The organism is Nocardioides sp. (genome assembly GCF_035547795.1).
In the GTDB taxonomy this organism is placed as follows: Bacteria; Actinomycetota; Actinomycetes; order Propionibacteriales; family Nocardioidaceae; genus Nocardioides.
The window spans coordinates 25,401-47,905 of the sequence record NZ_DASZUF010000035.1; the positions used below are offsets into that span (position 1 = coordinate 25,401).

General features: G+C 70.7%; 24 protein-coding genes. 7 read left to right on the forward strand and 17 right to left on the reverse strand.

The features are described from left to right. Positions 1-33: 33 nt before the first annotated feature. Positions 34-240, forward strand: a complete 207-nt coding sequence (locus VHA72_RS02810; protein ID WP_325572927.1) for a hypothetical protein — start codon at positions 34-36, stop codon at positions 238-240. A gap of 36 nt (positions 241-276) precedes the next feature. Here the strand turns inward: VHA72_RS02810 and VHA72_RS02815 are convergent, their stop codons facing one another. From VHA72_RS02815 to VHA72_RS02830, 4 genes are all read right to left on the reverse strand, one after another. Then, a complete protein-coding gene (locus VHA72_RS02815) occupies positions 277-771 on the reverse strand; it encodes a gluconokinase (protein WP_325572928.1) in 495 nt (164 codons plus the stop codon). A gap of 43 nt (positions 772-814) precedes the next feature. After that, positions 815-1,555 carry a dienelactone hydrolase family protein gene (locus VHA72_RS02820; RefSeq protein ID WP_325572929.1) on the reverse strand — a complete coding sequence of 247 codons (741 nt, stop codon included), beginning with the start codon at positions 1,553-1,555 and terminating at the stop codon, positions 815-817. A 60-nt stretch (positions 1,556-1,615) separates the two neighbouring features. Beyond that, positions 1,616-2,800, reverse strand: coding sequence for an acyl-CoA dehydrogenase family protein (locus tag VHA72_RS02825; RefSeq protein WP_325572930.1), 1,185 nt, complete (start codon positions 2,798-2,800; stop codon positions 1,616-1,618). 118 nt (positions 2,801-2,918) lie between these two features. Next, positions 2,919-3,749 carry a DUF6801 domain-containing protein gene (locus VHA72_RS02830; protein WP_325572931.1) on the reverse strand — a complete coding sequence of 277 codons (831 nt, stop codon included), beginning with the start codon at positions 3,747-3,749 and terminating at the stop codon, positions 2,919-2,921. A gap of 118 nt (positions 3,750-3,867) precedes the next feature. On the opposite strand from VHA72_RS02830, the gene VHA72_RS02835 reads away from it, so the two are divergent. Further along, positions 3,868-4,287 (forward strand): CoA-binding protein, encoded by a 420-nt coding sequence (locus VHA72_RS02835; RefSeq protein ID WP_325572932.1) that lies wholly within the window; start codon positions 3,868-3,870, stop codon positions 4,285-4,287. 11 nt (positions 4,288-4,298) lie between these two features. Here VHA72_RS02835 and VHA72_RS02840 read toward each other — a convergent pair whose 3' ends face one another. The 8 genes from VHA72_RS02840 to VHA72_RS02875 all read right to left on the reverse strand — a co-directional run bounded on the left by VHA72_RS02840 (position 4,299) and on the right by VHA72_RS02875 (position 10,176). Further along, on the reverse strand, positions 4,299-4,448 hold the full coding sequence (locus VHA72_RS02840) for a hypothetical protein (RefSeq protein WP_325572933.1): 150 nt from the start codon (positions 4,446-4,448) through the stop codon (positions 4,299-4,301). Positions 4,449-4,476: 28 nt separating this feature from the next. Next, the gene (purE, locus tag VHA72_RS02845; RefSeq protein ID WP_325572934.1) at positions 4,477-4,968 is read right to left on the reverse strand and encodes a 5-(carboxyamino)imidazole ribonucleotide mutase; all 492 of its coding nucleotides are present in this window, start codon (positions 4,966-4,968) and stop codon (positions 4,477-4,479) included. Further along, entirely contained in the window at positions 4,965-6,140 is a 1,176-nt protein-coding gene (locus VHA72_RS02850) for a 5-(carboxyamino)imidazole ribonucleotide synthase (protein WP_325572935.1), read from the reverse strand. Before VHA72_RS02850 ends, purE begins: the two co-directional genes overlap by 4 nt. A 17-nt stretch (positions 6,141-6,157) precedes the next feature. Next, on the reverse strand, positions 6,158-7,444 hold the full coding sequence (locus VHA72_RS02855; RefSeq protein WP_414689746.1) for a fibronectin type III domain-containing protein: 1,287 nt from the start codon (positions 7,442-7,444) through the stop codon (positions 6,158-6,160). A 65-nt stretch (positions 7,445-7,509) separates the two neighbouring features. After that, positions 7,510-7,824: a winged helix-turn-helix domain-containing protein gene (locus VHA72_RS02860; RefSeq protein WP_325572937.1), complete on the reverse strand. Its 315-nt coding sequence runs from the start codon at positions 7,822-7,824 to the stop codon at positions 7,510-7,512. A 99-nt stretch (positions 7,825-7,923) separates the two neighbouring features. Further along, positions 7,924-8,880, reverse strand: coding sequence for an adenylate/guanylate cyclase domain-containing protein (locus VHA72_RS02865; protein WP_325572938.1), 957 nt, complete (start codon positions 8,878-8,880; stop codon positions 7,924-7,926). 2 nt (positions 8,881-8,882) lie between these two features. After that, positions 8,883-9,380, reverse strand: coding sequence for a PH domain-containing protein (locus tag VHA72_RS02870; protein ID WP_325572939.1), 498 nt, complete (start codon positions 9,378-9,380; stop codon positions 8,883-8,885). Positions 9,381-9,387: 7 nt separating this feature from the next. Beyond that, positions 9,388-10,176 (reverse strand): biotin--[acetyl-CoA-carboxylase] ligase, encoded by a 789-nt coding sequence (locus VHA72_RS02875; RefSeq protein ID WP_325572940.1) that lies wholly within the window; start codon positions 10,174-10,176, stop codon positions 9,388-9,390. A gap of 65 nt (positions 10,177-10,241) precedes the next feature. Here VHA72_RS02875 and VHA72_RS02880 point away from each other — a divergent pair, with 65 nt between their 5' ends. From VHA72_RS02880 to VHA72_RS02895, 4 genes are read left to right on the forward strand one after another with little or no spacing between them, the layout of a single operon-like run. Next, the gene (locus VHA72_RS02880; RefSeq protein ID WP_414689743.1) at positions 10,242-11,864 is read left to right on the forward strand and encodes an acyl-CoA carboxylase subunit beta; all 1,623 of its coding nucleotides are present in this window, start codon (positions 10,242-10,244) and stop codon (positions 11,862-11,864) included. Beyond that, positions 11,861-12,121, forward strand: a complete 261-nt coding sequence (locus tag VHA72_RS02885) for an acyl-CoA carboxylase subunit epsilon (protein ID WP_325572941.1) — start codon at positions 11,861-11,863, stop codon at positions 12,119-12,121. The genes VHA72_RS02880 and VHA72_RS02885 overlap by 4 nt, the downstream gene beginning before the upstream one ends. 15 nt (positions 12,122-12,136) lie before the next feature. Continuing rightward, positions 12,137-13,405, forward strand: coding sequence for a glycosyltransferase 87 family protein (locus tag VHA72_RS02890; RefSeq protein WP_325572942.1), 1,269 nt, complete (start codon positions 12,137-12,139; stop codon positions 13,403-13,405). Next, a complete protein-coding gene (locus VHA72_RS02895; RefSeq protein ID WP_325572943.1) occupies positions 13,402-15,072 on the forward strand; it encodes a DUF885 domain-containing protein in 1,671 nt (556 codons plus the stop codon). Before VHA72_RS02890 ends, VHA72_RS02895 begins: the two co-directional genes overlap by 4 nt. 96 nt (positions 15,073-15,168) lie before the next feature. On the opposite strand, the gene VHA72_RS02900 is transcribed toward VHA72_RS02895, so the two are convergent. Together VHA72_RS02900 and metG are read right to left on the reverse strand one after the other, a co-directional pair. Next, entirely contained in the window at positions 15,169-16,314 is a 1,146-nt protein-coding gene (locus VHA72_RS02900) for a MalY/PatB family protein (RefSeq protein ID WP_325572944.1), read from the reverse strand. 8 nt (positions 16,315-16,322) lie between these two features. Further along, on the reverse strand, positions 16,323-18,125 hold the full coding sequence (gene metG / locus VHA72_RS02905) for a methionine--tRNA ligase (RefSeq protein WP_325572945.1): 1,803 nt from the start codon (positions 18,123-18,125) through the stop codon (positions 16,323-16,325). A 134-nt stretch (positions 18,126-18,259) separates the two neighbouring features. Here metG and VHA72_RS02910 point away from each other — a divergent pair, with 134 nt between their 5' ends. Further along, the gene (locus VHA72_RS02910) at positions 18,260-19,495 is read left to right on the forward strand and encodes a hypothetical protein (RefSeq protein WP_325572946.1); all 1,236 of its coding nucleotides are present in this window, start codon (positions 18,260-18,262) and stop codon (positions 19,493-19,495) included. Between the two features lie 73 nt (positions 19,496-19,568). Here VHA72_RS02910 and VHA72_RS02915 read toward each other — a convergent pair whose 3' ends face one another. The 3 genes from VHA72_RS02915 to VHA72_RS02925 all read right to left on the reverse strand — a co-directional run bounded on the left by VHA72_RS02915 (position 19,569) and on the right by VHA72_RS02925 (position 22,278). Then, a complete protein-coding gene (locus VHA72_RS02915; protein WP_325572947.1) occupies positions 19,569-20,099 on the reverse strand; it encodes a maleylpyruvate isomerase family mycothiol-dependent enzyme in 531 nt (176 codons plus the stop codon). Beyond that, the gene (locus VHA72_RS02920) at positions 20,099-20,698 is read right to left on the reverse strand and encodes a mycothiol-dependent nitroreductase Rv2466c family protein (RefSeq protein WP_325572948.1); all 600 of its coding nucleotides are present in this window, start codon (positions 20,696-20,698) and stop codon (positions 20,099-20,101) included. Before VHA72_RS02920 ends, VHA72_RS02915 begins: the two co-directional genes overlap by 1 nt. Positions 20,699-20,787: 89 nt before the next feature. Next, positions 20,788-22,278 carry a carboxypeptidase-like regulatory domain-containing protein gene (locus VHA72_RS02925; protein WP_325572949.1) on the reverse strand — a complete coding sequence of 497 codons (1,491 nt, stop codon included), beginning with the start codon at positions 22,276-22,278 and terminating at the stop codon, positions 20,788-20,790. Positions 22,279-22,505 lie beyond the last annotated feature (227 nt).

Here is a 22,505-nt window from a genome sequence, read left to right on the forward strand (position 1 = left end):
TTTGGCATCCGCCACACGGGCTACCGGCCCGGCATGGTGTTCCATCCACAAGACGACCGGCCGCACCGGTTCGAGGATGTGCCGGCCGAGGAGGACATCTCCGAGGCCGACGCCGTCGAGCGGTTGAAGCTGGACCCGTCCGAGCAGCGGAACTTCACCGAGGACGAGTCGGTGCGAGACGCACGCACCGATGCCGGGCCGGAGAAGGACCTCGACGCACCCGAGTACGACGAGGCCTGACCCCGACCCAGGCGCGGCGGCGCTACCCGAGAGGCGTCACCGCGCCACCTCGTCCTGCGCGCGCCGGGCCGCCAGCTCGACCAGCGCGTCGACCGAGAGCGCGACATCGAGGGTGACACCTGCCTCGTCCGGCTCGAGCGGCTCGAGGGTGGCGAACTGCGAGGCCTCCAGCTCCGGCGGCATGAAGTGCCCCCGTCGCGCGGCCTGACGCGCCGCGATGGTCTCCCGGTCGCCGGCCAGGTGCACGACGTACGCCGAGGGGACCCGGGCGCGGATGCGGTCGCGGTAGACGCGGCGCAGCGCCGAGCATGCCACCACCCCGGCCGGGCGGGACGCGAGCCAGTCCCCCACCGCGTCCAGCCACGGCCAGCGGTCGTCGTCGGTGAGCGGGATGCCGGCGCTCATCTTGGCGATGTTGGCCTGCGGATGCAGGTCGTCGCCGTCCTCGAACTCCACACCCAGCCGGGCCGCCAGCGCCGCTCCGACGGTCGACTTGCCGGAGCCGCTGACGCCCATCACCACGATATGCATGCGCCTACTGTCTCAGTCGCTTTGCCGATCGGCGGATTCGTGCTCAGCCGAGCGTGCGGGCAAGGAGTGCCTGCAGTGCGGTGAAGTGCCGTTCCGCGGCCTCCTCGTTCCACATCGAGGTGTCGGACATGGTGTAGCCGTGCGGCGCGCCGGCGTAGATCTCGTTGGTGTACGTCGCCCCGACCGCGTCCAGCGCCCGCCCCAGCGTGGCGACGTTCTCCGGGGTCATGGAGCGGTCGTTGTCGGCGTGCCCGAAGACGTACTCCGCCTGGTTGGTCACGGTGGTGTGCGGGCTCTGGGGGTCGTCGGTGACCAGGCCGCCGCCGTGGAAGCCACCGACCGCCACGATCAGTCCGGGGAACTGCCCGGCGGCACGCATCGCCAGCCGCGCGCCCATGCAGTAGCCGGTCGTGGCGAGCTTGGTCTCGGTGCCGACGTACTGCTGCAGGGTGCGGACGTAGGCCGCGGTGTCGGTGGCGGCGCGCTCGGGCGTGAGGTTCTCCATATGCTGGCTCACGCCGGAGGTCGCGAAGAACTTCTCCCGCTCCTCCGGAATGCGCAGATCCCCCTGGGGGGCGAGCTCCTCGGCGCTGCCGTCGCGGTAGAAGACGTTGGGCGCGAGCACGGTGTAGCCCCAGGACGCGATCCGATCGGCCATCTCGCCGATACGGGGACGCAGACCGATGGCGTCCATGAACAACAGCACGCCGCCCTTGCTGCCACCCTGGGCGAGGTAGGCCTCGGCCGTGCCCTCGCCGGTGGGGATCTCGATGAGTTCAGCCATATCGGCACGCTAGCCGATCCGTTAGCGCGGCTAACGAGCGGGGCGGCGCTGCGCCGACGATCAGATGGTGCTCTGGACCCCGGCGAGGAGCTGGCGGGCCATCACGATCCGCTGCACCTGGTTGGTGCCCTCGTAGATCTGGGTGATCTTGGCGTCGCGCATCATCCGCTCGACCGGGTAGTCCCGGGTGAAGCCGTAGCCGCCGAGCAGCTGGACCGCGTTGGTGGTCACCTCCATCGCCACATCACTCGCGAAGCACTTGGCCGCTGCACCGAAGAACGTCAGGTCGGCGTCGCCTCGCTCGGAGCGGCCGGCCGCGGCGTAGGTCATCTGCCGGGCCGCCTCGATCTTCATGCCCATGTCGGCCAGCATGAACTCCACGCCCTGGAACGACGCGATCGGCTTGCCGAACTGCTGCCGCTGCTTCACATACCCCAGCACGTAGTCCAGCGCCCCCTGCGCCACCCCGACCGCCTGCGCAGCGATGGTGATCCGGGTATGGTCCAGGGTCTTCATCGCATACTCGAAGCCCTTGCCCTCCTGCCCGATCAGTCGGTCGGCGGGGATGCGGACGTTGTCGAAGTAGACCTCACGGGTCGGAGAGCCCTTGATGCCCAGCTTCTTCTCCGGCGCACCGAAGCTCACGCCCGGGTCGGACTTCTCCACCACGAAGGCGCTGATCCCCTTGGAGCGCTTCTCGGGATCGGTCATCGCCAGCACGGTGTAGAACTCGCTGACCCCGGCGTTGGTGATCCAGCGCTTGGTGCCGTTGAGCACCCACCCAGCATCCGGGCCGTCACCGTCGCGTACGGCGCGGGTCTTCTGATTGGCCGCGTCCGAGCCCGCATCCGGCTCCGAGAGGCAGTAGGAGAAGCCGCCCTCACCGCGCGCCAACGCCCCGAGGTACTTCGACTTCAGCTCCTCCGAGCCGCCGATCTGCACCGGCAGCGACCCCAGCTTGTTCACCGCCGGGATCAGGCTCGCCGAGACGTCGGCCCGGGCCACCTCCTCGATCACGATCACCGTGGCGAGCGCATCGGCGCCCACCCCGCCGTACGCCTCGGGCACGTGCGGGGCGTAGAAGTCGGTCTCCAGCAGGGCGTCGTGCGCCTCCTGCGGATAGCGGGCCTCCTCGTCCACCGCCGCGGCCGCCGGCGCGATCTTGGCGTCGCAGATCTCGCGGATGGCCTTGCGGATCTCCTGGTGCTCCTCGGACAGGGCGAACAGCGGGTACTCGGCGCTCATGGCGCGGAGTCTACTGCCCGGTAACCGGGCCCATCGCAGGTGGTGATCACGCCGGAATGCACCAGGGCGCGCCCCGGCCGGAACCGGAGACGCGCCCTGTGCGCGGATCAGGCGAAGGTCACTTCTTGACCTTGACCTTCACGACCGTCTTCAGCGAGCCGACGAAGACCTTGACCTTGGTGGTCTTCTTCAGGCCCTTCACCTTGAGGGTGGCCTTGCCGTTCTTCAGCTTGGCCTTGGCGACCTTCTTCTTGCCGATCTTGGCGATCGCCTTGCCCTTCTGGGCCGGCGTGGTGACGACCTTGATCTTGGCGACGTGGCCGGCCTTGATCTTCTTGGGCTTGACCGTGGCCTTCAGGGTCGGGGTCACGTTCACCGAGCCGAGCGACAGGTCGCTGCCCGTGACGGCCGTGCACTTCACGGTCGCGGCGCCGGCGACCGAGTCAAGCGTGGCGGTCACGGCCGAGGGCAGGCTGACGGCGTTGGCGCCGGTCTGGCTGGCGGTGAACCCGGCGAGGGTGCCGCTGGCGTCCACGGTCGACGCGGCACCGGCGGTGACGGCCTGCGGCGGGATCGTCAGCGACGCCGCGACGTCGGCAGCGCCGAACTTCGCGTTGCCGTCCACGCTCCCGCTGAGCTTGCCGCCGTTCGCACCGACGCTCGAGATGAGCGTGCTGACCTCGGGCGAGACGGTGATCTTCGCCGTCAGTGGCTGCGCCGGGACGGCCGTGCCGGCATCCAGCTTCGTCGGCAGGGCCGGGGCCACGAAGGCCGCGACGATCTGCGACGGCGCGCCGCTGGGCACGTCGAACGACGACAGGTCGCAGTTGTAGGTGACGGACTTCGAGACGGTCGCCGCCGAGGACGAGGTGCCGGTCGCACCCACCAGACCCGTGGCGGTGATGGCGGCAGCAGCGGTGAACGCAGCCGCCTTCGCGATGAGCTTCATGAAGGGATTCCCTCTCTTGTGACGCGCGCCCTCCCAGACACGCGACGTCAGCGCTGACGCGCCGTCAGCGTACACACGGCGGCGTGCTCCATGTCACATCGGTGGTTACCTTCTGTTCATGAGCCGGTGGGCAGCACGAAGCGATGTGGACTTCCTCCTCGACGAGACCACGACCTGGGCCGTGGTCGGGCTCTCCGGCGACCCGACCCGGACGGCGTACAGCATCGCCGCGCTGCTCCAGCGGCGCGGCAAGCGGATCGTGCCCATCCATCCGGCCGCCACGGACGGCCTCGAGGTGCTCGGCGAGCGGGCCTACCCCACACTCGCCGGCGTGCCGTTCGAGATCGACGTCGTCGACGTGTTCCGCCGCTCGGAGGCGGCCGGACAGTTCGCCGACGAGGCGGTCGAGGTGGGCGCGCGGGGCGTGTGGTTCCAGCTCGGCGTGGTCGACGAGGCAGCGTTCGCGCGCACGACGGCGGCCGGGCTGCGGATGGTGATGGACACCTGCCCCGCCATCGAGTGGCGACGGCGCGGCTAGAGCGTGCCGCCCTAGCCGGGATCCGGCTCGGTCTGCGGCTCCGGCTCGGCCGGATCCGGCGGGAAGACGTCCGGGTCCAGATCGGGGTCGGGATCGGTCAGGGGCGGTGCGTCCGGGTCGGGGAAGACCTCCGGACCCGGCTCGACAGGTGCAGTGGTCATGCCACCCCGGTAACCCTCACCGACGGGCTCACGCCTCCCCGCGAACGACCTTGCCCTTCTCCTGCGCGACCGCCTTGAGCTCGGCCTGGAAGTCGAGCATCCGCTGCTGCAGCGCGGGGTCGCCGGCGGCCAGGATCCGCACCGCGAGCAGGCCGGCGTTGCGGGCGTTGCCGACCGCCACCGTGGCCACCGGTACCCCGGCGGGCATCTGCACGATGGAGAGCAGCGAGTCCATGCCGTCGAGGTACTTCAGCGCCACCGGTACGCCGATGACGGGCAGCGGCGTGACCGCCGCCAACATGCCCGGTAGGTGGGCCGCTCCCCCGGCGCCGGCGATGATCACCCGCAGGCCACGCTGGTGCGCGGCCTTGCCGTAGGCGAGCATCTCCTCCGGCATCCGGTGCGCGGAGACGACGTCGGCCTCGTAGCCGATGTCGAACTCCGCGAGCGCCTCCGCGGCCGCCTTCATGGTCGGCCAGTCGGAGTCCGACCCCATCACGATGCCAACTGACACGCTCATTCGCTCTCGTTCCCCAGGTCACCGCGGAACCACGCCGCGGCATGGCGAGCCCGCTCCAGACAGTCGTCGAGGTCCTCGCCGTACGTGTTGACGTGGCCGACCTTGCGCCCAGGGCGCAGCGCCTTGCCGTAGAGGTGCACCCGCAGGTGCGGGTCGCGGGCCAGCGCATGCGGATAGCCGTCGTAGAGCCGCCCCACCTCGGTGTCCGCCGAGCCGAGGATGTTGACCATCACCGACCAGCGGGCGCGCGGCGCGGGTGAGCCGAGCGGCAGGTCCATGACCGCGCGCAGGTGATTCTCGAACTGCGAGGTGACAGCGCCGTCCTGCGTCCAGTGGCCGGTGTTGTGCGGCCGCATCGCCAGCTCGTTGACCAGGATCCGGCCGTCGCCTCCGGAATCGGACGCCGTCTCGAACAGCTCGACCGCCAGCACGCCGGTCACACCCAGCTCGCCGGCGACACGCAGCGCGAGCTGCTGGGCCTGGCCCGCCAGCTCCTCGGACAGGTCCGGCGCCGGGGCGATCACCTCGTGGCAGATGCCGTCGAGCTGCGTCGTCTGCACCACCGGGTACGCCGCGGCCTGGCCGCTGGGCGAGCGGACCACCAGCGCCGAGAGCTCGCGGCGGAAGTCGACCAGTTCCTCGGCGAGGATCCGCACCCCGGCCTCGGCCGCGACCCGGAACGGCTCCGCGGTGTCGTCTCGGGAGCGAACCACCCAGACGCCCTTGCCGTCGTACCCGCCCCTGGTGGTCTTGAGCACGCACGGGAACCCGAACGCCTCCACCTCCGCCGGATCGCTCACCAGAGCGTTGCGCGGGCACGGTACGCCGAGCTCGCCGAGCCGCTGCCGCATCAGGCCCTTGTCCTGGGCGTAGACCAGGGCGTCCGGGCCGGGCCGCACCGCGACGCCGGCGTCCTCGAGGGCGTGCAGGTGCTGCGTCGGGACGTGCTCGTGGTCGAAGGTGGCCACCGCACAGCCGTCGGTGACCTTGCGCAGCGTGTCGAGATCGCGGTAGTCGCCGACCATGTGGTCGGGGATGACCTGCGCCGCCGAGACGCCCTCCGCCTCGGCCAGCAGCCGCAGCGGCAGGCCCAGCGCGATCGCCGGCTGCGCCATCATCCGGGCGAGCTGGCCACCGCCGATGATGGCGAGGGTGGGAGCGAGTTCCGGCACGGGCCGACCCTATCGGTTCAGCGCACCCGGACCGGCTTCGACTTCTTGCTGGCCGGACCGAACCCATAGAGGTTGTTGGCCTTCACCTTGACCTGCACCTGCTGCCCGCGCGGCAGGTGCTTGAGCACCACCTTGTGCTTGGCGCCCGCGACCTGCTTCTTCTTGTGCTTCGAGCCGACGCTGACCTTGACGACGTAGAGGTTGACCGGACTGCCGTTCTGCGCCGGCGTCTTCCACTTCACCCGGACCTTGCCGTGGCCCTTCACCTTGACCTTGGGCCGATGCACCTTGCCGGGCTTCGCCCCCGGAACCGAGACGTTGCTGCAGCCCAGGTCCTGGGTCGTCGCGCCCGGGGTGGTGCCCAGGACCGTGGCGCACAGCACGTAGCTGCCGGCCGGGATCGGGAGGTTCACCGAGAAGCCGTGGTTGCCGGCCACGCTGGGCAGGACCTCGTTCGTCTGCTGGTTGGCGGGCACGACGAAGGTCGAGCCGCCGGCCGTCAACTGCACACTCACCGGGGCGGCCGAGGGATAGTCCATCGCCCAGCCGTCCACGTGGAGGATGCCGTAGCCGGTGCCGCCGGAGTTCACGATCTGCCCGTTGGGTGCGCAGTCCATCCGCTCGCAGGCGTTGATGCTGGTCTGGTCGACGGTCTTCTCACCCGACGTGGCGGCCGCCTGCGGGACCGGGTGCCCGAGGGAGTCGACCTTGTAGAACGTCGTCGCCTTGTGCGCGGTCGTGTTGTAGCCGGAGAAGACGGCGCCGTTCCTCGGCCGGCTGTAGAGGCAGCCGGCATAGCTGCTGGGGCAGGCGGCGCCCGGCGCGACCAGGGCCGACAAGACGGTGCTGTCGACCGCCTTCGGGGAGCCCGAGGGCGCGGCACTCAGGCCGACGTGAGACCACGCGTGCACCGTGATCGGCGTGCCACCGATCACCTCGTACGTCGACCCCGTCCACGCCCAGTTGGTCACGGTGCCGGCGGAGTTCTTCACCGCCTTGACGCCGCGGATGAAGGTGCCGTCCGCGGGGACGACGGGCAGGCTCTTGCAGGACCGCTTGGTCGGCGTGGGGTGGCTCGGACCACCCGAGATGTCGTAGCCGAAGTTGGTCCAGGACTGCACATGCAGCGCCGCCCCGCCCACGAGCACATAGACCGCCGACGTCGAGCCCTTGTCGGTGCACTGGATGAACGTTGCCGCCGGTGGCGCCGTCGGAGCCGCGCTCGCAGGCGCCACCTCCACCCCGACCAAACCCGCCACCACCAGGGCACCCACCAGCACGCCCCGCCGTACGAACTGCCACATCCTCACGCCGAGAACCATCCCCATCATCGCGTCGTCTCAACCTCAACGATGACGGGCCGGCGGGGTCACTGTGACGCGGCTGTGCCCTTCTCGAAGCGCAGACCCTTGCCCCGGATGGTCGTGATCAGATGCGGCCGGCGGCTGTCGTCGCCGAGCTTGCGGCGGACCCAGCCGAGGTGGACGTCGATGGTCTTGGAAGAGGTCCAGAACGTCGCGTTCCAGACCTCGCGCATCAGCTCCTCGCGGGTCACGATGTCGCCCGCACGGGCGATCAGCGCATGCACCAGATCGAACTCCTTGCGCGAGAACGCCACCTCGTCGACACCTCGCCACACCCGGCGCTCGACGGGGTCGAGCCGGATGTCCTGCACCTCGATCATTCCGGCAGGGTAAAGACGGTAAAGGGGCACCGCCAAGGAATTGGCCTAGAACGGCCACTGACAGGTTCCTGCCAAACGGTCAGGTTCGAGTCAGGCGGCTCAGTTTCGGCGTACGGCGACCGGTTCCACGATGCCGAAGCCGCGCACCGGCCGGGCCGGCAGCCGGCGGGTCTCGAACTGATCGGCCGGCAGCAGCCGCGCCGTCTCCTCGTCGATGATGATCCGGTTGCGTCGGGCCACCGCCGTCAGCCGCGCGGCCATGTTGACCGGTGGGCCGTAGACGTCGCCGAGCCGAGTGACCACCGAGCCGGTCGCCAGGCCGACGCGTACGTCGGGCATCCGCGGGTCACGGCCGATCACGTTGATGATCCCCTCGGCGGTGTCGTAGGCCCGGATCGGGTCGTCGTTGACGAAGAGCACCGAGTCGCCCAGCGACTTGATCACCCGACCGCGCTGCACGGCGACCACGTCGGCGCAGCGCGACTCGAAGAGCTCCACCAGGTCGCCGATCTTCTCCTCGGTCAGCGTGTTGGACAGCGCCGTGAACTGCACGATGTCGGCGAACCCGATGGAGAGCTGGGTCGTGCCCGGGTCGCCGGAGCGGGCCGCCTCGAGTCGGCCCAGCGCCGCGCCCATGTGCCGGCGCCAGACGTAGACGAGCAGCTGCTCGAAGGTCTCGTTGAGCTTCTCGGCGGTGTCCATCGCCATCCCGAACACGCCGGCGCGGGACTCCGGCTCGCCCTCGGACGCGGTGCCCAGCTCCTCGGCGCGGTGCAGCATCGCCGCGATCTCCCAGTCCGAGAGCCGTGCCATGGTCTGGCCCAGGCCCCGGGTGAGGTTGACCGCCAGGTCGAAGTCGATCAGCCCCGAGCCGACCACCCCGGTCAACTGGCTCAGTGCGGTGATGTCGGAGTCGTCGAAGACGGTCTCGTCACCCACCTCCGGGAAGCCCAGGGCCCGCCACAGCCGCTTGGCCTGCTCCAACGGCACGCCCGCTCGCTCGGCCACCTCCTGAGCGGTGTACGGCGAGCTCCCGCCGTGCTCGAACAGCGACACGCTCAGTCCACGCTCCCGTGGCCGGCGGGCTCGTCGTGCAGCAGGTCGTTGATCTTGCGCTGGACGTCCTCGACGTGCGGGATGTCGGGCAGCACGACCTCGCCGTCGGTGCTGGCGTCACTGATCCGCAGCGTGCCGCAGCCGAGCATCCGGTCGATCAGGTCCATCTCGTAGGCGACATCGCTGATCCGGCTCAGCGGGATGTCGTGTCCATGCCGGGTGAGCACGCCGCGACGGGTGATCAGCCGCCGGGTGGTCACCGTGTAGGAGGCGGCCGACCACACCAGCAGCGGCCGCACGAACCACCACAGCGCCCCGATGAGCACCAGCGCCCACACGATCCAGCTCAGCGCGTTCACGCCGACCCAGACCTGAACCGCGACGCCGATCGCGAGCAGCACCACCAGCGCGAGCAGGGGCAGCAGCAGCGCCTTGGGGTGGGTGCGGGTGCTGACGACGACGCTCTCGCCCTCGTTCAGCAGCTTCGGTGAGATGGCCATGGCGCGATCATTCCACCGATCGCAGGTGCACGACATCGCCCGCGCCCACCGCGTTCTCGCCGTCGGGGCCGGCGACGACGACGCGACCGAGCTCGTCGATCCGGGTGGCGGTGCCCTCCAGCACCCCGCCACCGGGCAGCTCGGCCCGCACCCGGCGACCGAGCGTGATCGAGGCGGCCGTATAGGCGGTGGCGATGCCCTCGGGGTCGGCCAGCCAGGCGTCGTACGTCGAGGTCAGCGACGTCAGCAGCGCCATCAGCACCTGCGTCCGGTCCGGCTCGGCGCCGCCCGCCACCGCCAGCGAGGTCGCGGTCGCCAGCGGCAGCTCCTCGGCGCTCATCGAGCTGTTCAGCCCGATCCCGATCACCGCGGCCGGGCCGGTCGGCGTCTCCACCCGCTCGACCAGGATCCCGCATACCTTCCGCTCGCCCTCGGGCAGCGTCAGTAGGACGTCGTTGGGCCACTTCACCCCGGCCGGGTAGCCGAGGTCGCGCAGCGCCCCGGTCACCGCCAGCCCGGTCACCAGCGGCAGCCACGGCCAGCGTGCCGGCGGCACGTCGGGTCGCAGCAGCACGGAGAACGTGAGGGCCGAGCGCGGCGGGGTCTGCCAGGTGCGATCCAGCCGCCCCCGCCCGGCGGTCTGGTGCTCGGTGACGATCACCAGGCCCTCCGCGGCCCCGGCGCGGGCGCGATCGGCCAGGAGCGGGTTGGTCGACGGAGTCTCGTCGTACACCTCGACGTCCAGCCGGGGCGCCAGCGCCGCCAGCCGCCCCGGGTCGAGTGATGGGTGTCTCATTCCGTCGCCGCTCATGGGCACTAGATTGGCGCACGCCCATTTCTCACCTCCGAGGGAGTCAGTACGTGAGCGCCCAGCCCGACGACGGCATCCAGCCCAGCCCGGACCTGCACACCACCGCCGGGAAGCTCGCCGAGCTCGACCGGCGCCTCGACGAGGCGATCCACGCCGGCTCGGCGAAGGCGGTGGAGAAGCAGCACGCCAAGGGCCGCCAGACCGCCCGCGAGCGGATCGAGATGCTGCTCGACGAGGGCTCCTTCCAGGAGCTCGACGAGCTGGCCCGGCACCGCTCGACGGCGTTCGGCCTGGAGAAGACCCGGCCCTACGGCGACGGCGTGATCACCGGCTACGGCACCATCGACGGCCGCCAGGTGTGCGTGTTCTCCCAGGACTTCACCGTCTTCGGCGGCTCCCTGGGCGAGGTGTACGGCGAGAAGATCACCAAGGTGATGGACCTGGCGATCAAGACCGGCTGCCCGCTGATCGGGATCAACGAGGGCGCCGGCGCCCGCATTCAGGAGGGTGTGGTCTCGCTCGGCCTGTACGGCGAGATCTTCCGCCGCAACGTGCACGCCTCCGGCGTGATCCCGCAGATCAGCCTGATCATGGGCAACTGCGCGGGCGGCCACGTCTACTCCCCCGCCGTCACAGACTTCACCGTGATGGTCGACCAGACCTCGGCCATGTTCATCACCGGCCCCGACGTGATCAAGACCGTCACCGGCGAGGACGTCACGATGGAGGAGCTCGGCGGCGCCCGGGCGCACAACACCAAGTCGGGCAATGCGCACTACATGGGCGCCGACGAGGCCGACGCCATCGAGTACGTCAAGGCACTGCTGTCCTACCTGCCCTCCAACAACCTGGACGAGCCGCCGGCGTACGACGAGGTTGCCGACCTGGAGATCACCGACGACGACCGCGTCCTCGACACGATCATCCCGGACTCCCCGAACCAGCCCTACGACATGCACGAGGTCATCGCCAAGGTCGTCGACGACGGCGACTTCCTCGAGGTGCAGGCCCTGTTCGCGCCCAACATCCTGATCGGCTTCGCCCGGATCGAGGGCCGCCCGGTCGGCGTGGTCGCCAACCAGCCGATGCAGTTCGCCGGCACGCTGGACATCGACGCCTCGGAGAAGGCGGCCCGGTTCGTGCGCACCTGCGACGCGTTCAACCTGCCGGTGATCACCTTCGTGGACGTGCCCGGGTTCCTGCCCGGCACCGACCAGGAGTGGAACGGCATCATCCGCCGCGGCGCGAAGCTGATCTTCGCCTACGCCGAGGCGACCGTCCCACTGGTCACCGTCATCACCCGCAAGGCCTACGGCGGCGCCTACGACGTGATGGCCTCCAAGCACCTCGGCGCCGACATCAACCTGGCCTGGCCCACCGCCCAGATCGCGGTGATGGGCGCTCAGGGCGCGGCGAACATCATCCACCGCCGCGAGCTCAAGGCGCTGGCCGACTCGGGCGCGAGCACCGAGCAGGTCGAGAGCCGCCGCGCCGAGCTGATCGACGAGTACGACACCACCCTGGCCAACCCCTACATCGCGGCCGAGCGCGGCTACGTCGACGCGGTCATCCCGCCGCACGAGACCCGCGCCGAGATCACCCGGGCGCTGCGGCTGCTCAAGACCAAGCGCGAGACCCTGCCGCCGAAGAAGCACGGGAACATCCCGCTGTGAGCGCCAGCGAGCGAGGCGGCACCGTGGGCGACCACTCGTCGGTCGAGCCTGTCGAGACCCAGCCGACCCTGCGGATCATCGACGCGCACGCCACCCCCGAGGAGGTGGCGGCGATCGTGGCCGTGTTCTCCGCGCTCGGCGGCGGGGCAACGGCCCCGAAGCCGCCGCGCTCGACCTGGGCGTCACCGGCCCGGCAGGTGGGGCGGCCGCTCGCCCACGGCGCCGGCGCCTGGCGCGCCAGCGGCCTGCCCCGCTAGCACCCGCTGGGCGTCGTGGTGCGCGGGTGGTGGCCGGTCGCGCTGGCCTGGCTGACCACCCGCGTGCTCGTCGTCGCGCTCCTGGTCGGCGTCGAGCACGACGTCGTCGGGGACCCGCGCTACTACGCGTTCAGCCTGGCCCAGCTGCCGCGGCTGGGCATCGGCCACACCCTGGTGGAATACCCGGTGCCGGCGCTGCTGCTGCTCGCGCTGCCCTACTGGCTGCTGCAGGCGGTCGGCGCGGTCGGGGCCTACAGCGGCGCGATCGCGGTCTGCGGGCTCGCCACGGACGCGCTCTTCGGGGCCGCACTGGTGCGCACCCGCTCCTGGCGCCCCGGCGTCGGACGTCTGCTCGGCATCCGCCCCGCGGAGTGGGTCTGGCTGCTGGCGGTGCCGGCGCTGGGCGCGACGGCGTACGCGCGCTTCGACCTGGTGCCCGGCATCCTGGTCGGGCTGGCGCTGCTGTACGTCGCCCGCCGACCCCGCGTGGCCGGCGTGCTCGCCACGGTGGCGGCCGGCGCCAAGTACTGGCCGGCCATCGTCCTGCCCGCGCTTCTCGGCCCGCGACCCTCCCGGCGTCCGCTCGCGCTGTGGTCCGGGATCGCGGTGCTGTGCCTGGCCGTCCCGACCGTGGCCCTGGGCGGCTGGCACCGGGTGTGGACGCCGCTGTCGTTCCTGCACGGCCGCGGGCTGCAGATCGAGTCGGTGGCGGCCACACCCGCGATGCTCGGCTTCGCCCTGCACCCGGACCGCTACTCGGTCTCCTACGCCAGCTCGCACGCCTACGAGGTCGCCGGGCCGGCCGTCCCGGGCCTGCTGCACGCCGCGACGGTCACCACCGTCGTACTCGCGCTGCTGCTGCTCGGGCTGTGGGCCCTGGCCGCCCGCCGCGACGCCTCCCTGGACGCGACGGTCTGGCTGGTGCTGGCCTCGGTCGCCGGCTTCGTGGTCACCGGCAAGGTGTTCAGCCCGCAGTACCTGCTGTGGCTGCTGCCACCCGCGGCGGCGGGACTCGCGGTGGCGCGTGGCCCCGAGACCCGGCGCCGGTTGCTCGGCTGGTCGGCGACGCTGCTGGTCACCGCGGTGGCCACGCAGGCGATCTTCCCGCTGCGGTACGGCGACCTGCTCCTGCACACCGACCACACCCTCGGCACGGTGCTGCTCCTGGCCGCCCGGAACGTCGCCGCGGTGGCGCTGTTCCTCTACGCCCTCACCGAGGCGCTGTGGCTGCTCGCACCGGTCGCCGACCGCGCCCACGCGGATCTGACTAAGGTCGAGCCATGACACGACCCGTCGATGCTCGGACCGACACGTTCGTCGAGGAGATCTGCGCGCTCGATCCGCTGACTGCCACCTATGCCGGGGTTCCCGGCCACGACCATGAGCTGCCCGACCTGTCGCCCGACGGGTACGCCGCCCGCGAGGAGCTGACCCGGCGCGCCATCGCCGACGTCGAGGCCCTCACCCCGACCGACGAGCGCGAGGCCGTCGCGCGCGAGGCCTTCTTGGAACGGATGGGCCTGGAGGCCGAGTTCACACAGGCCGGGCTGAGCCGGCCGATGGTCTCGGTCATCACCAGCGCCATCCACGAGATCCGCGAGACCTTCGACCTGATGCCGACCGCGACCGAGGAGGACTGGCGCAACATCGCCGCCCGCCTCGCCGCCGTACCCGATGCGGTCGACGGCTACCGCGTGACGCTGGCGCAGGAGGCCGCAGCCGGTCGCGTCGTGGCCGCGCGGCAGTACGTCGAGGTCGCCGCCCAGATCCGCAACTGGACCGGCCAGAGCGGGGCCGTCGGTGACTTCTTCGCCGGCCTCGTCGCCGGCGCACCGGAGCCGATGCACTCCGAGCTGGAGCGCGCGGCCGCAGGCGCCAGCGCGGCGTACGCCGACTTCGGGACGTTCCTGGAGACCGATCTAGCGCCGCGCGGCCGGGAGAAGGAGGCGGTCGGACGCGAGCACTACGCGCTGGCCTCGCGCCGCTACCTGGGCGCCGTCGTCGACCTCGAGGAGACCTACGCCTGGGGCTGGGCGGAGCTCAAGCGGCTCGAAGACGACATGGCCGCGACCGCGGACCGGATCCTGCCCGGCGCCTCCGTGCGCGAGGCGGTGGCGCACCTGGACGCCGACCCGACGACCAAGATCGCCGGCAAGGAGGCGTTCCGCGACTGGATGCAGCAGCTCGCCGATCGCACCATCGAGGAGATGTCGGGGGTGCACTTCGACATCCCCGAGCCGATCCGGCGGATCGAGTGCATGATCGCGCCGACCAACGACGGCGGCATCTACTACACCGGGCCTTCGGAGGACTTCTCCCGGCCGGGCCGGATGTGGTGGTCGGTGCCGGACACGGTCAGCGAGTTCAGCACCTGGCGCGAGGTGACCACCGTCTACCACGAGGGCGTGCCCGGACATCACCTCCAGGTCGGCCAGACCGCCTATCGCAAGGAGCTGCTCAACCGCTGGCAGCGGCTGCTGTGCTGGGTCTCCGGACACGGTGAGGGCTGGGCGCTGTACGCCGAGCGGCTGATGGACGACCTGGGCTACCTGGCCAACCCAGCCGACCGGCTCGGCATGCTCGACGGCCAGGCGTTCCGGGCGGCCAGGGTGATCATCGACATCGGCATGCACCTGGAGCTGAGGATCCCCGCCGACAACCCGTTCGGGTTCCACCCGGGCGAGACCTGGACGCCGGCGCTGGGCCGCGAGTTCATGGGCCAGCACTGCCTGATGGACCCGGCGTTCATCGACTTCGAGGTCAAGCGCTACCTGGGCTGGCCGGGCCAGGCGCCGTCGTACAAGGTCGGCGAGAAGATCTGGCTCGAGGCCCGCGACGAGGCCCGCGCCCGGGCCGGCGACACCTTCGACCTGAAGGCGTTCCACACCGCGGCGCTCAACCTCGGCTCGCTCGGGCTCGACCCGCTGAGGGCGGCGCTGGGGCGGCTCTGACCCGCCTTCCCCACCCGCCGCCCTCCACCCAAAGTGTCACCGTGATAGTTCGGGTGGCGGGTGACACTTCAGAGCTGTCACCCAAGACGCAAACTGTCACGGTGACAGTTTGGGAGCGGCAGCCGCCAGGCGGCGGACCGCCTCCTCGAGTACGTCGGCCGAGCAGGCCAGATTGAGCCGCGCGAACCCCCGGCCCTGCGTGCCGAACGTCGGGCCGGGGTTGAGCGCGACCCCGCGGGTCAGCGCCAACCCGGCGGGGTCGTCGCCCCACTCCGGCAGGCCGCGGAAGTCCAGCCAGGCGAGGTAGGAGGCGGCCGGCGGGCGGTAGCCCACCCCGGGGAGATGCTCGGCCAGGAGCCCGACGAGTCGCGCCGAGGACGCCTCGATCTCGGCGACGGCATCGGCGAGCCAGGCGTCGCCGCACTCGAAGGCGGCGAGGTTGGCGTGCAGCCCGAGCAGCGAGGTGCGGAAGGTGACCTCGTCCCACATGCCGTCGAGCAGCGCCAGAGTGGCCGCCGATCCGGCGACCATCAGCGCGCACTTGGTGCCGGCGATGTTGAACGCCTTGCTCGCGCTGGTCACCGTCACCCCGACCGCGCGGGCTGCGTCCGAGACCGACAGGAACGGCGTGAACGTCTCGCCGGCGTGCACCAGCGGCGCATGGATCTCGTCGGAGACCACGACCGCACCGTGCCGGGCGGCGACCTCGGCCAGCTCGCCGAGCCGCCTCGAGAGCATGCCGAGCGGGTTGTGTGGGTTCGCGATCAGCACCGCCCGGGCGCCGTTCACGAGCGCGGCGGAGATGCCCTCCACGTCGAGGTCCCAGGCTGTGCCGTCGTCCAGGAGCGGCACCTCGACCACCCGGCCGCCGGCCTCCGGCACCAGATCGAAGAACGGCGGGTAGATCGGCGGCGTGATGACCACGCCGTCCCCGGGCCGGATCGCGCGTCGCAACGTCTCCACGATGGCCACCGAGACGTCGGTGGTCGTCCGCACCGCCGCCGGGTCGACCGCCCAGCCCCAGTGCCGCTCGGCGAAGCCGGCGAAGGCCGCGCCCATCCGGCCGGGCGCGAACGCGTAACCCAGGTCCGAGGCGGCCACCCGGGCCGCGATCGCCTCCCGGATCGGCTCGGCCACCGGGTAGTCCATCTCCGCCACGAACAGCGGCAGCACGTCCCCGGGATAGGCGCGCCACTTCACCGACTCACGGCGACGCAGCGCCGCCAGCGGCTCGATCTCCATCCGGTCGCTCAGCTGCCGAGCCGGGCGAGCTCGTCCTCGATCACCGCGGTGTCGAGCTTGGTGAAGATCCGCTCGGGCTTGGCCACCGGCGTACCGGCGACGATGGGGTGCCGCTCCCAGGACGGCACGTCGGCATAGTCGCCCGTGATGATCGGGTAGGGCGCACCGCCGTCGAGGTCCTCGACCTCCTCCAGCCGCGGCAGCGGGGCGATCCGGCCCGCGCCCCCGAAGATCCGGTCCACTGCGTTGGCCGAGAACGGCAGGAACGGCGAGAGGATCAGGTTGAGGTCGGCGATGCACTGCGCGATCACATGCAGCACGGTGCCCAGCCGCGCCTGGTCCGCCCCAGAACCCGACTTGGCGATCTTCCACGGCTCGCTGTCGGAGACGTACTTGTTGACCTCGCCGACCACGCGCATGGCCTCGTTGATCGCCTGCTTCTGCCGGTGGCCGCCGATCAGGCCGCCGACGGTGGCGAAGGCCCCGTCGACCAGGTCGAGCACCGCCCGATCGTCGCCGGTGAGCTCGCCGAGCGCGGGGATCTCGCCGAAGTTCTTCGCGATCAGGGTGGCGGTCCGGTTGACTAGGTTGCCCCAACCGGCGACCAGCTCGTCGTTGGTCCGGCGCACGAACTCCGCCCAGGTGAAGTCGGCGTCGTTCGTCTCCGGGCCGGCGACCGCGACGTAGTAGCGGAACGCGTCGGCCTGGTAGCGGCTGAGCAGGTCGCGCACGTAGATCACGATCTTGCGCGAGGAGGAGAACTTGCGGCCCTCCATGGTCAGGTACTCGCTAGAGACCACCTCGGTGGGCAGGTTGAGCTCGCCCAGCTCACGTGGGCGGCCGCCCTTGTCGCCCTTGCCGTTGTAGGCGAGCAGCTCGGCCGGCCAGATCTGGCTGTGGAAGGTGATGTTGTCCTTGCCCATGAAGTAGTAGCTCAGCGCCTCCGGGTCGTTCCACCACCGGCGCCAGGCGTCGGGGTCACCGGAGCGGCGGGCCCACTCGATGGAGGCCGACAGGTAGCCGATGACCGCGTCGAACCAGACGTAGAGCTTCTTGGTGGGGTTCTCCCGCCAGCCGTCCAGCGGTACGGCGATGCCCCAGTCGATGTCGCGGGTCATCGCCCGCGGCCGGATCTCCTTGAGGATGTTCTGGCTGAAGCGGATCACGTTGGGCCGCCACAGCCCGGTCTTCTCCCGCTCGTCGAGCCACTCCCCCAGCGCCTCGGCGAGCGCGGGCAGGTCGAGGAAGAAGTGCTGGGTCTCGACGAACTCCGGGACCTCGCCGTTGATCTTGCTGCGTGGGTTGATCAGCTGGTCGGGGTCGAGCTGGTTGCCGCAGTTGTCGCACTGGTCACCGCGGGCGCCGTCGTACCCGCAGATCGGGCAGGTGCCCTCGATGTAGCGGTCCGGCAGGGTGCGGCCGGTCGAGGGCGAGATCGCGCCCTTGGAGGTCCGCTCGACGAAGTAGCCGTTCTCATAGACCCCGAGGAACAGCTCCTGGACGACGGCGTGGTGGTTGCGCGTCGTCGTTCGGGTGTAGAGGTCGTAGGTCAGGCCCAGGGCACACAGGTCCTCGGCGATGAGCCGGTGGTTCCGGTCGACCATCTCCTGCGCGGTCAGTCCTGCCTCGTCGGCCGCGATCAGGATCGGCGTGCCGTGCTCGTCGGAGCCGGAGACCATGAGCACGTCGTGACCGGCCATCCGCATGTAGCGGGAGAACACGTCTGACGGCACGCCGAACCCGGCAACGTGTCCGATGTGACGCGGGCCGTTGGCGTACGGCCAGGCAACGGCCGACAGGACATGACTCATGCGGTGAATCCTAGTGAAGGGCGGGTGTCCCCCTGGGAGCCGGCAGCGCCGTCACCTTTGCCCGACGCTCTCGTTGATGGACCGGGTGACCTGGGTCACGCCTTTCCAGCAGCAGCCAGCACCGAGGGGTCTTGATGAAGAACGCTCGTCCCACCAACCGCACGATCCTTAGGCGCGCCGGCGTCCTGATCGTGAGCGGCGCCGTCCTCGGCGTGCCCGTGCTGATCGTCGGCACTCAGGCCGACGCGCAGAGCACCGGCACCGCCGCCACCTCCGCCTGCCCGACCACCGCCGCGGTAGCCCAGGCCCGGGCGTACGCCGCCGGGGCAACCGGCGCCGACGCCGTCTCACCGGCCGCGCTCACCGATGTTCTCGACCCGATCCTGGGCGGACTGCTCCCGAGCGGCTCCGCCACGGGCCTGCCGACGGGCAGCGTCCCCACCACACTGCCGACCAGCCTTCCCGCGCCACTTCAGAGCGCCCTGACCACCCTGATCGACGCCCTCGAAGGCGGCGCCAGCGGACTGCCCACCAGCATCCCGACCAGCATCCCCACCGACCTGCCCGCACCGCTGCAGGAAGCCATCACCACGCTCACCAACGCCCTCCAGGACGGCGCCAGCAGCCTGCCGGCGACCCTCCAGGACGCCATCACCACCCTGATCGACGCCCTCGAAGGCGGGGCCAGCGGGCTGCCCACCAGCATCCCGACCAGCATCCCCACCGACCTGCCCGCACCGCTGCAGGACGCGATCGCCACCCTGATCAACGCCCTCGAGAGCGGGGCGAGCAGTCTGCCGACCGGTGTTCCCAGCGGGTTCCCGACCTCCATTCCCACCGATCCGAGCGGCCTGACCAGCGATCTTGCGGCGGCGTTGGACAGCATCCTCGGCTATCTCCCGCAGCCGCTCTCGGGCACGCTGCAGCAGGCGATCGACACGATCCTGTCGTACGTCCCGGGCGGGAACCCGTCCGGACCCGGTGACGACTGCACGCCGTCCGGTCCGGCGGGTCCGTCCGGTCCGGCGGGCCCGGCCGGCCCCGCGGGTCCCCAGGGCCTGGCCAACCCGGCCGGTACGCCGGGCGCCCAGCGGCTGACGGTGGTGCGGGCGCCGCACCTGGTCGGCAAGAAGAGGACCCACGTCGGGCAGAGCGACAAGGTCAAGGCCGGGCGCGTGTCGCCGTACGCGAACTCCGTCGGCTACCAGTGGCTGCGCAACGGCAAGGCGATCCGGGGTGCTACGCACCGCAAGTACACGCTGGTGAAGAAGGACGCGGGCAAGCGGATCGCCGTCAAGGTCACCTACCGGGTGCCCGGCTACACCAGCCTGACGGAGAAGCTGCACGTCATCAAGAAGGTCAAGCGCTGATCGTCGCGGCAGCCGGACGGTGACCAGGGGCGCCACTCGCCCGAGTCGGCGCCCCTGGTCGCGTGTCGAGGCGTCAGACCTCGCGCCCGGCGTACGCCGCCAGGTGGGTGTAGGCGTCCGAGCCGGCCGGTGCGGACCGGGCGTCGGCGAAGGCGCGGCCCTTGCGGGTCGGGCCCAGGATGCGGTCCATCGCCACCAGCGCCCGCTGGGCCACCGACTGGTCCAGCCCGTCGGTGGTGCGGCCGAGCGCCCGGGCGAGGTCCCAGGTGTGCACCGCGATCTCGACGGCCTGCCAGTCCGGGTCGAGCATCGTCTCCCCGGTGGTCTCGCGCCACAGGTTGATCAGGGTGTTGCCCCGGCTGCGCAGTTCGTCGCCGAGTGCGGTGTCGTAGTCCTCGTGGCCGTTCCACCCCGGCGGCGCGCCCTGCAGCATGGTGACGAAGACCCGTGGCTGGGCGATGAGGTGGTTGGCGAGGCGGCGCACGTCCCACTCGGAGCACGGCGTGGGGCGACTGAGGTCCTCGGGAGTGACGGCGTCGAGCAGGTCGGCAGCCTGGGTGAGCGCGCGCTGCAGCGCCAGGGTGCCGACCTGGTCGACCGGCATCAGCTGAAGTCCAGCTCGTGCGTGCGGGCGCGCTTGAGCTCGTAGACGTAGGGATACTCGGTGACGAGCACGAAGCCGTCCCACAGCCGGCCGGCGGCCTCCCCCTTCGGCGCCTTGGAGATGACCGGCCCGAAGAACGCCTGGCCCTCAAACGCGATCGTGGGCGTGCCGACCTCGTTGCCGACCTGGTCCATGCCGAGGTGGTGGGACTTCTTGATCGCCTCGTCGTACGACGAGTCGTCCATCGCGTCCGCGAGCTCCGTCGGCAACCCGACCGAGGCGAGCGCGTCCTCGATCACCTCGCGGGTGAACTCCTTCTTCTCCACGTGCCGGCGGGTGCCCAGCGCGGTGTAGATCTCGGCCAGCTTCTCCTGGCCGAACTGCTCGTTGACGGCCATGCACACCCGCACCGGCTGCCACGCGGTCGCCAGGAACGCGCGGTAGTCCTCGGGGATGTCCTTGTCCTGGTTGAGGTAGGCCAGGCTCATGATGTGCCACGTGACGTTGATGTCACGGACCTTCTCCACCTCCAGGATCCAGCGCGAGGTGATCCAGGCGAAGGGGCACGCGGGGTCGAACCAGAAGTCAGCGTTGGTCATATCCGCAGTCAACCACCGGACACCGACGGTTATGCCGTGGGCCCGGCCTCGTCCAGGACGGGACCGGGCCCACGGGGCGTCGCTGTGGGTCAGCGGCAGGCGGCGCTGACCGCGGCGTTGGCGCTGCTCACGCCGGTGGTGGCCGCGCTCACCGCGTGCTTGTCCGACTTGACCGTCTTCTTCAGCTTCTTCTGCTTCTTCTTGAGCTTGCTCTTCGCGTGGCCCTTGGCCTTCTTGACCTTCTTGCCGAGCTTCTTGAGCTTGCCCTGGTCGCTGTGCAGCTTGCCGTTGGCGCTACCGAGCGCGGCGGTGGCTCGCTGGGCCGCCGCCTGGGCGCTGGTGCAGGCCGCGGAGGGGCCACCGGTCACGGCCACCTTGCCGAAGACGGCGTCGACGCCGGTCATCTGCTGACCGGCCACCAGGGTGATCGTCTGACCTCCGGCCTCGGTGGTCGAGCCGTTGTACCAGAGCGTGCTCGGGTGGTCGGCGTCACAGTCGTCGTAGAACTCCACGTGGTAGGTGCCGGCCGCAAGGCCCTCGACCGTGTAGTGCCCGTTGTCGTCCACGTATCGCGTACGGTCGTAGTCGTCGTTGTAGACCTCGGCGCAGGCGTTGTCGAGGACGGCGCCGGACGCGTTGGAGATCGTGCCGCTGATGCTGGCACCGCGAGCAAGCTGGATGTTCGTCCCGCTGGTGTTCTCACCCGCCGTCACTGCCACCTGGGTCGACCCAGACTCGTCGGTCGTACCGCCGTAGTAGGTGGTCATCAGGCCGTCGCCGCCACAGTCGCTGAACTCGACGTAGTAGCTGCCGGTGGGCAGATTGTTGATGGTGTAGGCGCCGGTCCCATCGGTGTCGGTGCTCTCGTCGACGCTGTCGTCGTCGTTGTAGGCCTCCACGCAGACGTCCGACGGGATCATGCCGTCCGGGCCGGTCACCGTGCCGCTGATCGAGCCGGCCGGCGGCATCTGCACGTTGGCGGTGACGGTGGCGTGTGCGCCCACGACGATGCCGGTCTCGTCTACGTCGAGCAGACTCGTGTCGCTGCCGCAGCTCGAGACGTGCAGGTCGTAGGTGCCGGCGGGCAGGTCGAAGGAGTAGGAGCCGTCCTCGTCGGTCGACGTCTCGGCGTGGTAGGTCGAGGACGAGACGTCGACACAGGCGTCGGCGACCGGCGAGCCCGACTCCTCCGCGGTGACGGTGCCCCTCAATGTCGCGTCGACCTCCGCGATGGACAGGGCGATGGAACCGGTCTCGGGTCCCTCGGAATAGTGGTAGCCGTCGACCTGGACGTAGTAAGTGGTGCCGCTGGTCGCGTCGAACGTGAGCAGACTGGAGCCCTCGGTGCCACCGTCGTCGTCGGAGCCGACCAATGTCAGCGCGTCGAGGCTCGCGCCGGTGTAGACGTCCAGGTAGGTGTCGAGGCTGTCGCCATCGGTCGTCTCGCTGCCTTGCGTGGACACCGCGACCGTGGCGTCGGCCGGCGCCGTCCAGCGGTACCAGATGGTGGCGGCGGGCCCGTTGCCCTGCTCGGACGGCTCACCGGCCTGGGCCGTCGCGTTCACGTTGGAGCCGGTCACGGCCACCGGCAGCGTGGGGCCGACGACCTGGGCCTGGGCGAAGTCGTCGTTGCCCGGCGTCGAGGCCTGGGCCGCCGGCGCGATGAGCGTCAGGGACGCCAGCGCCAGTGCCGGTACGGCGACGAGCGCGGCGATACGCCGAAAGAGTCATCTAGGGATCCCTCTCACGAATGAATGCGTGGTGGTCCCGAACCCACCGGTCAGGAAGGAATCATGGCGTGACCGTG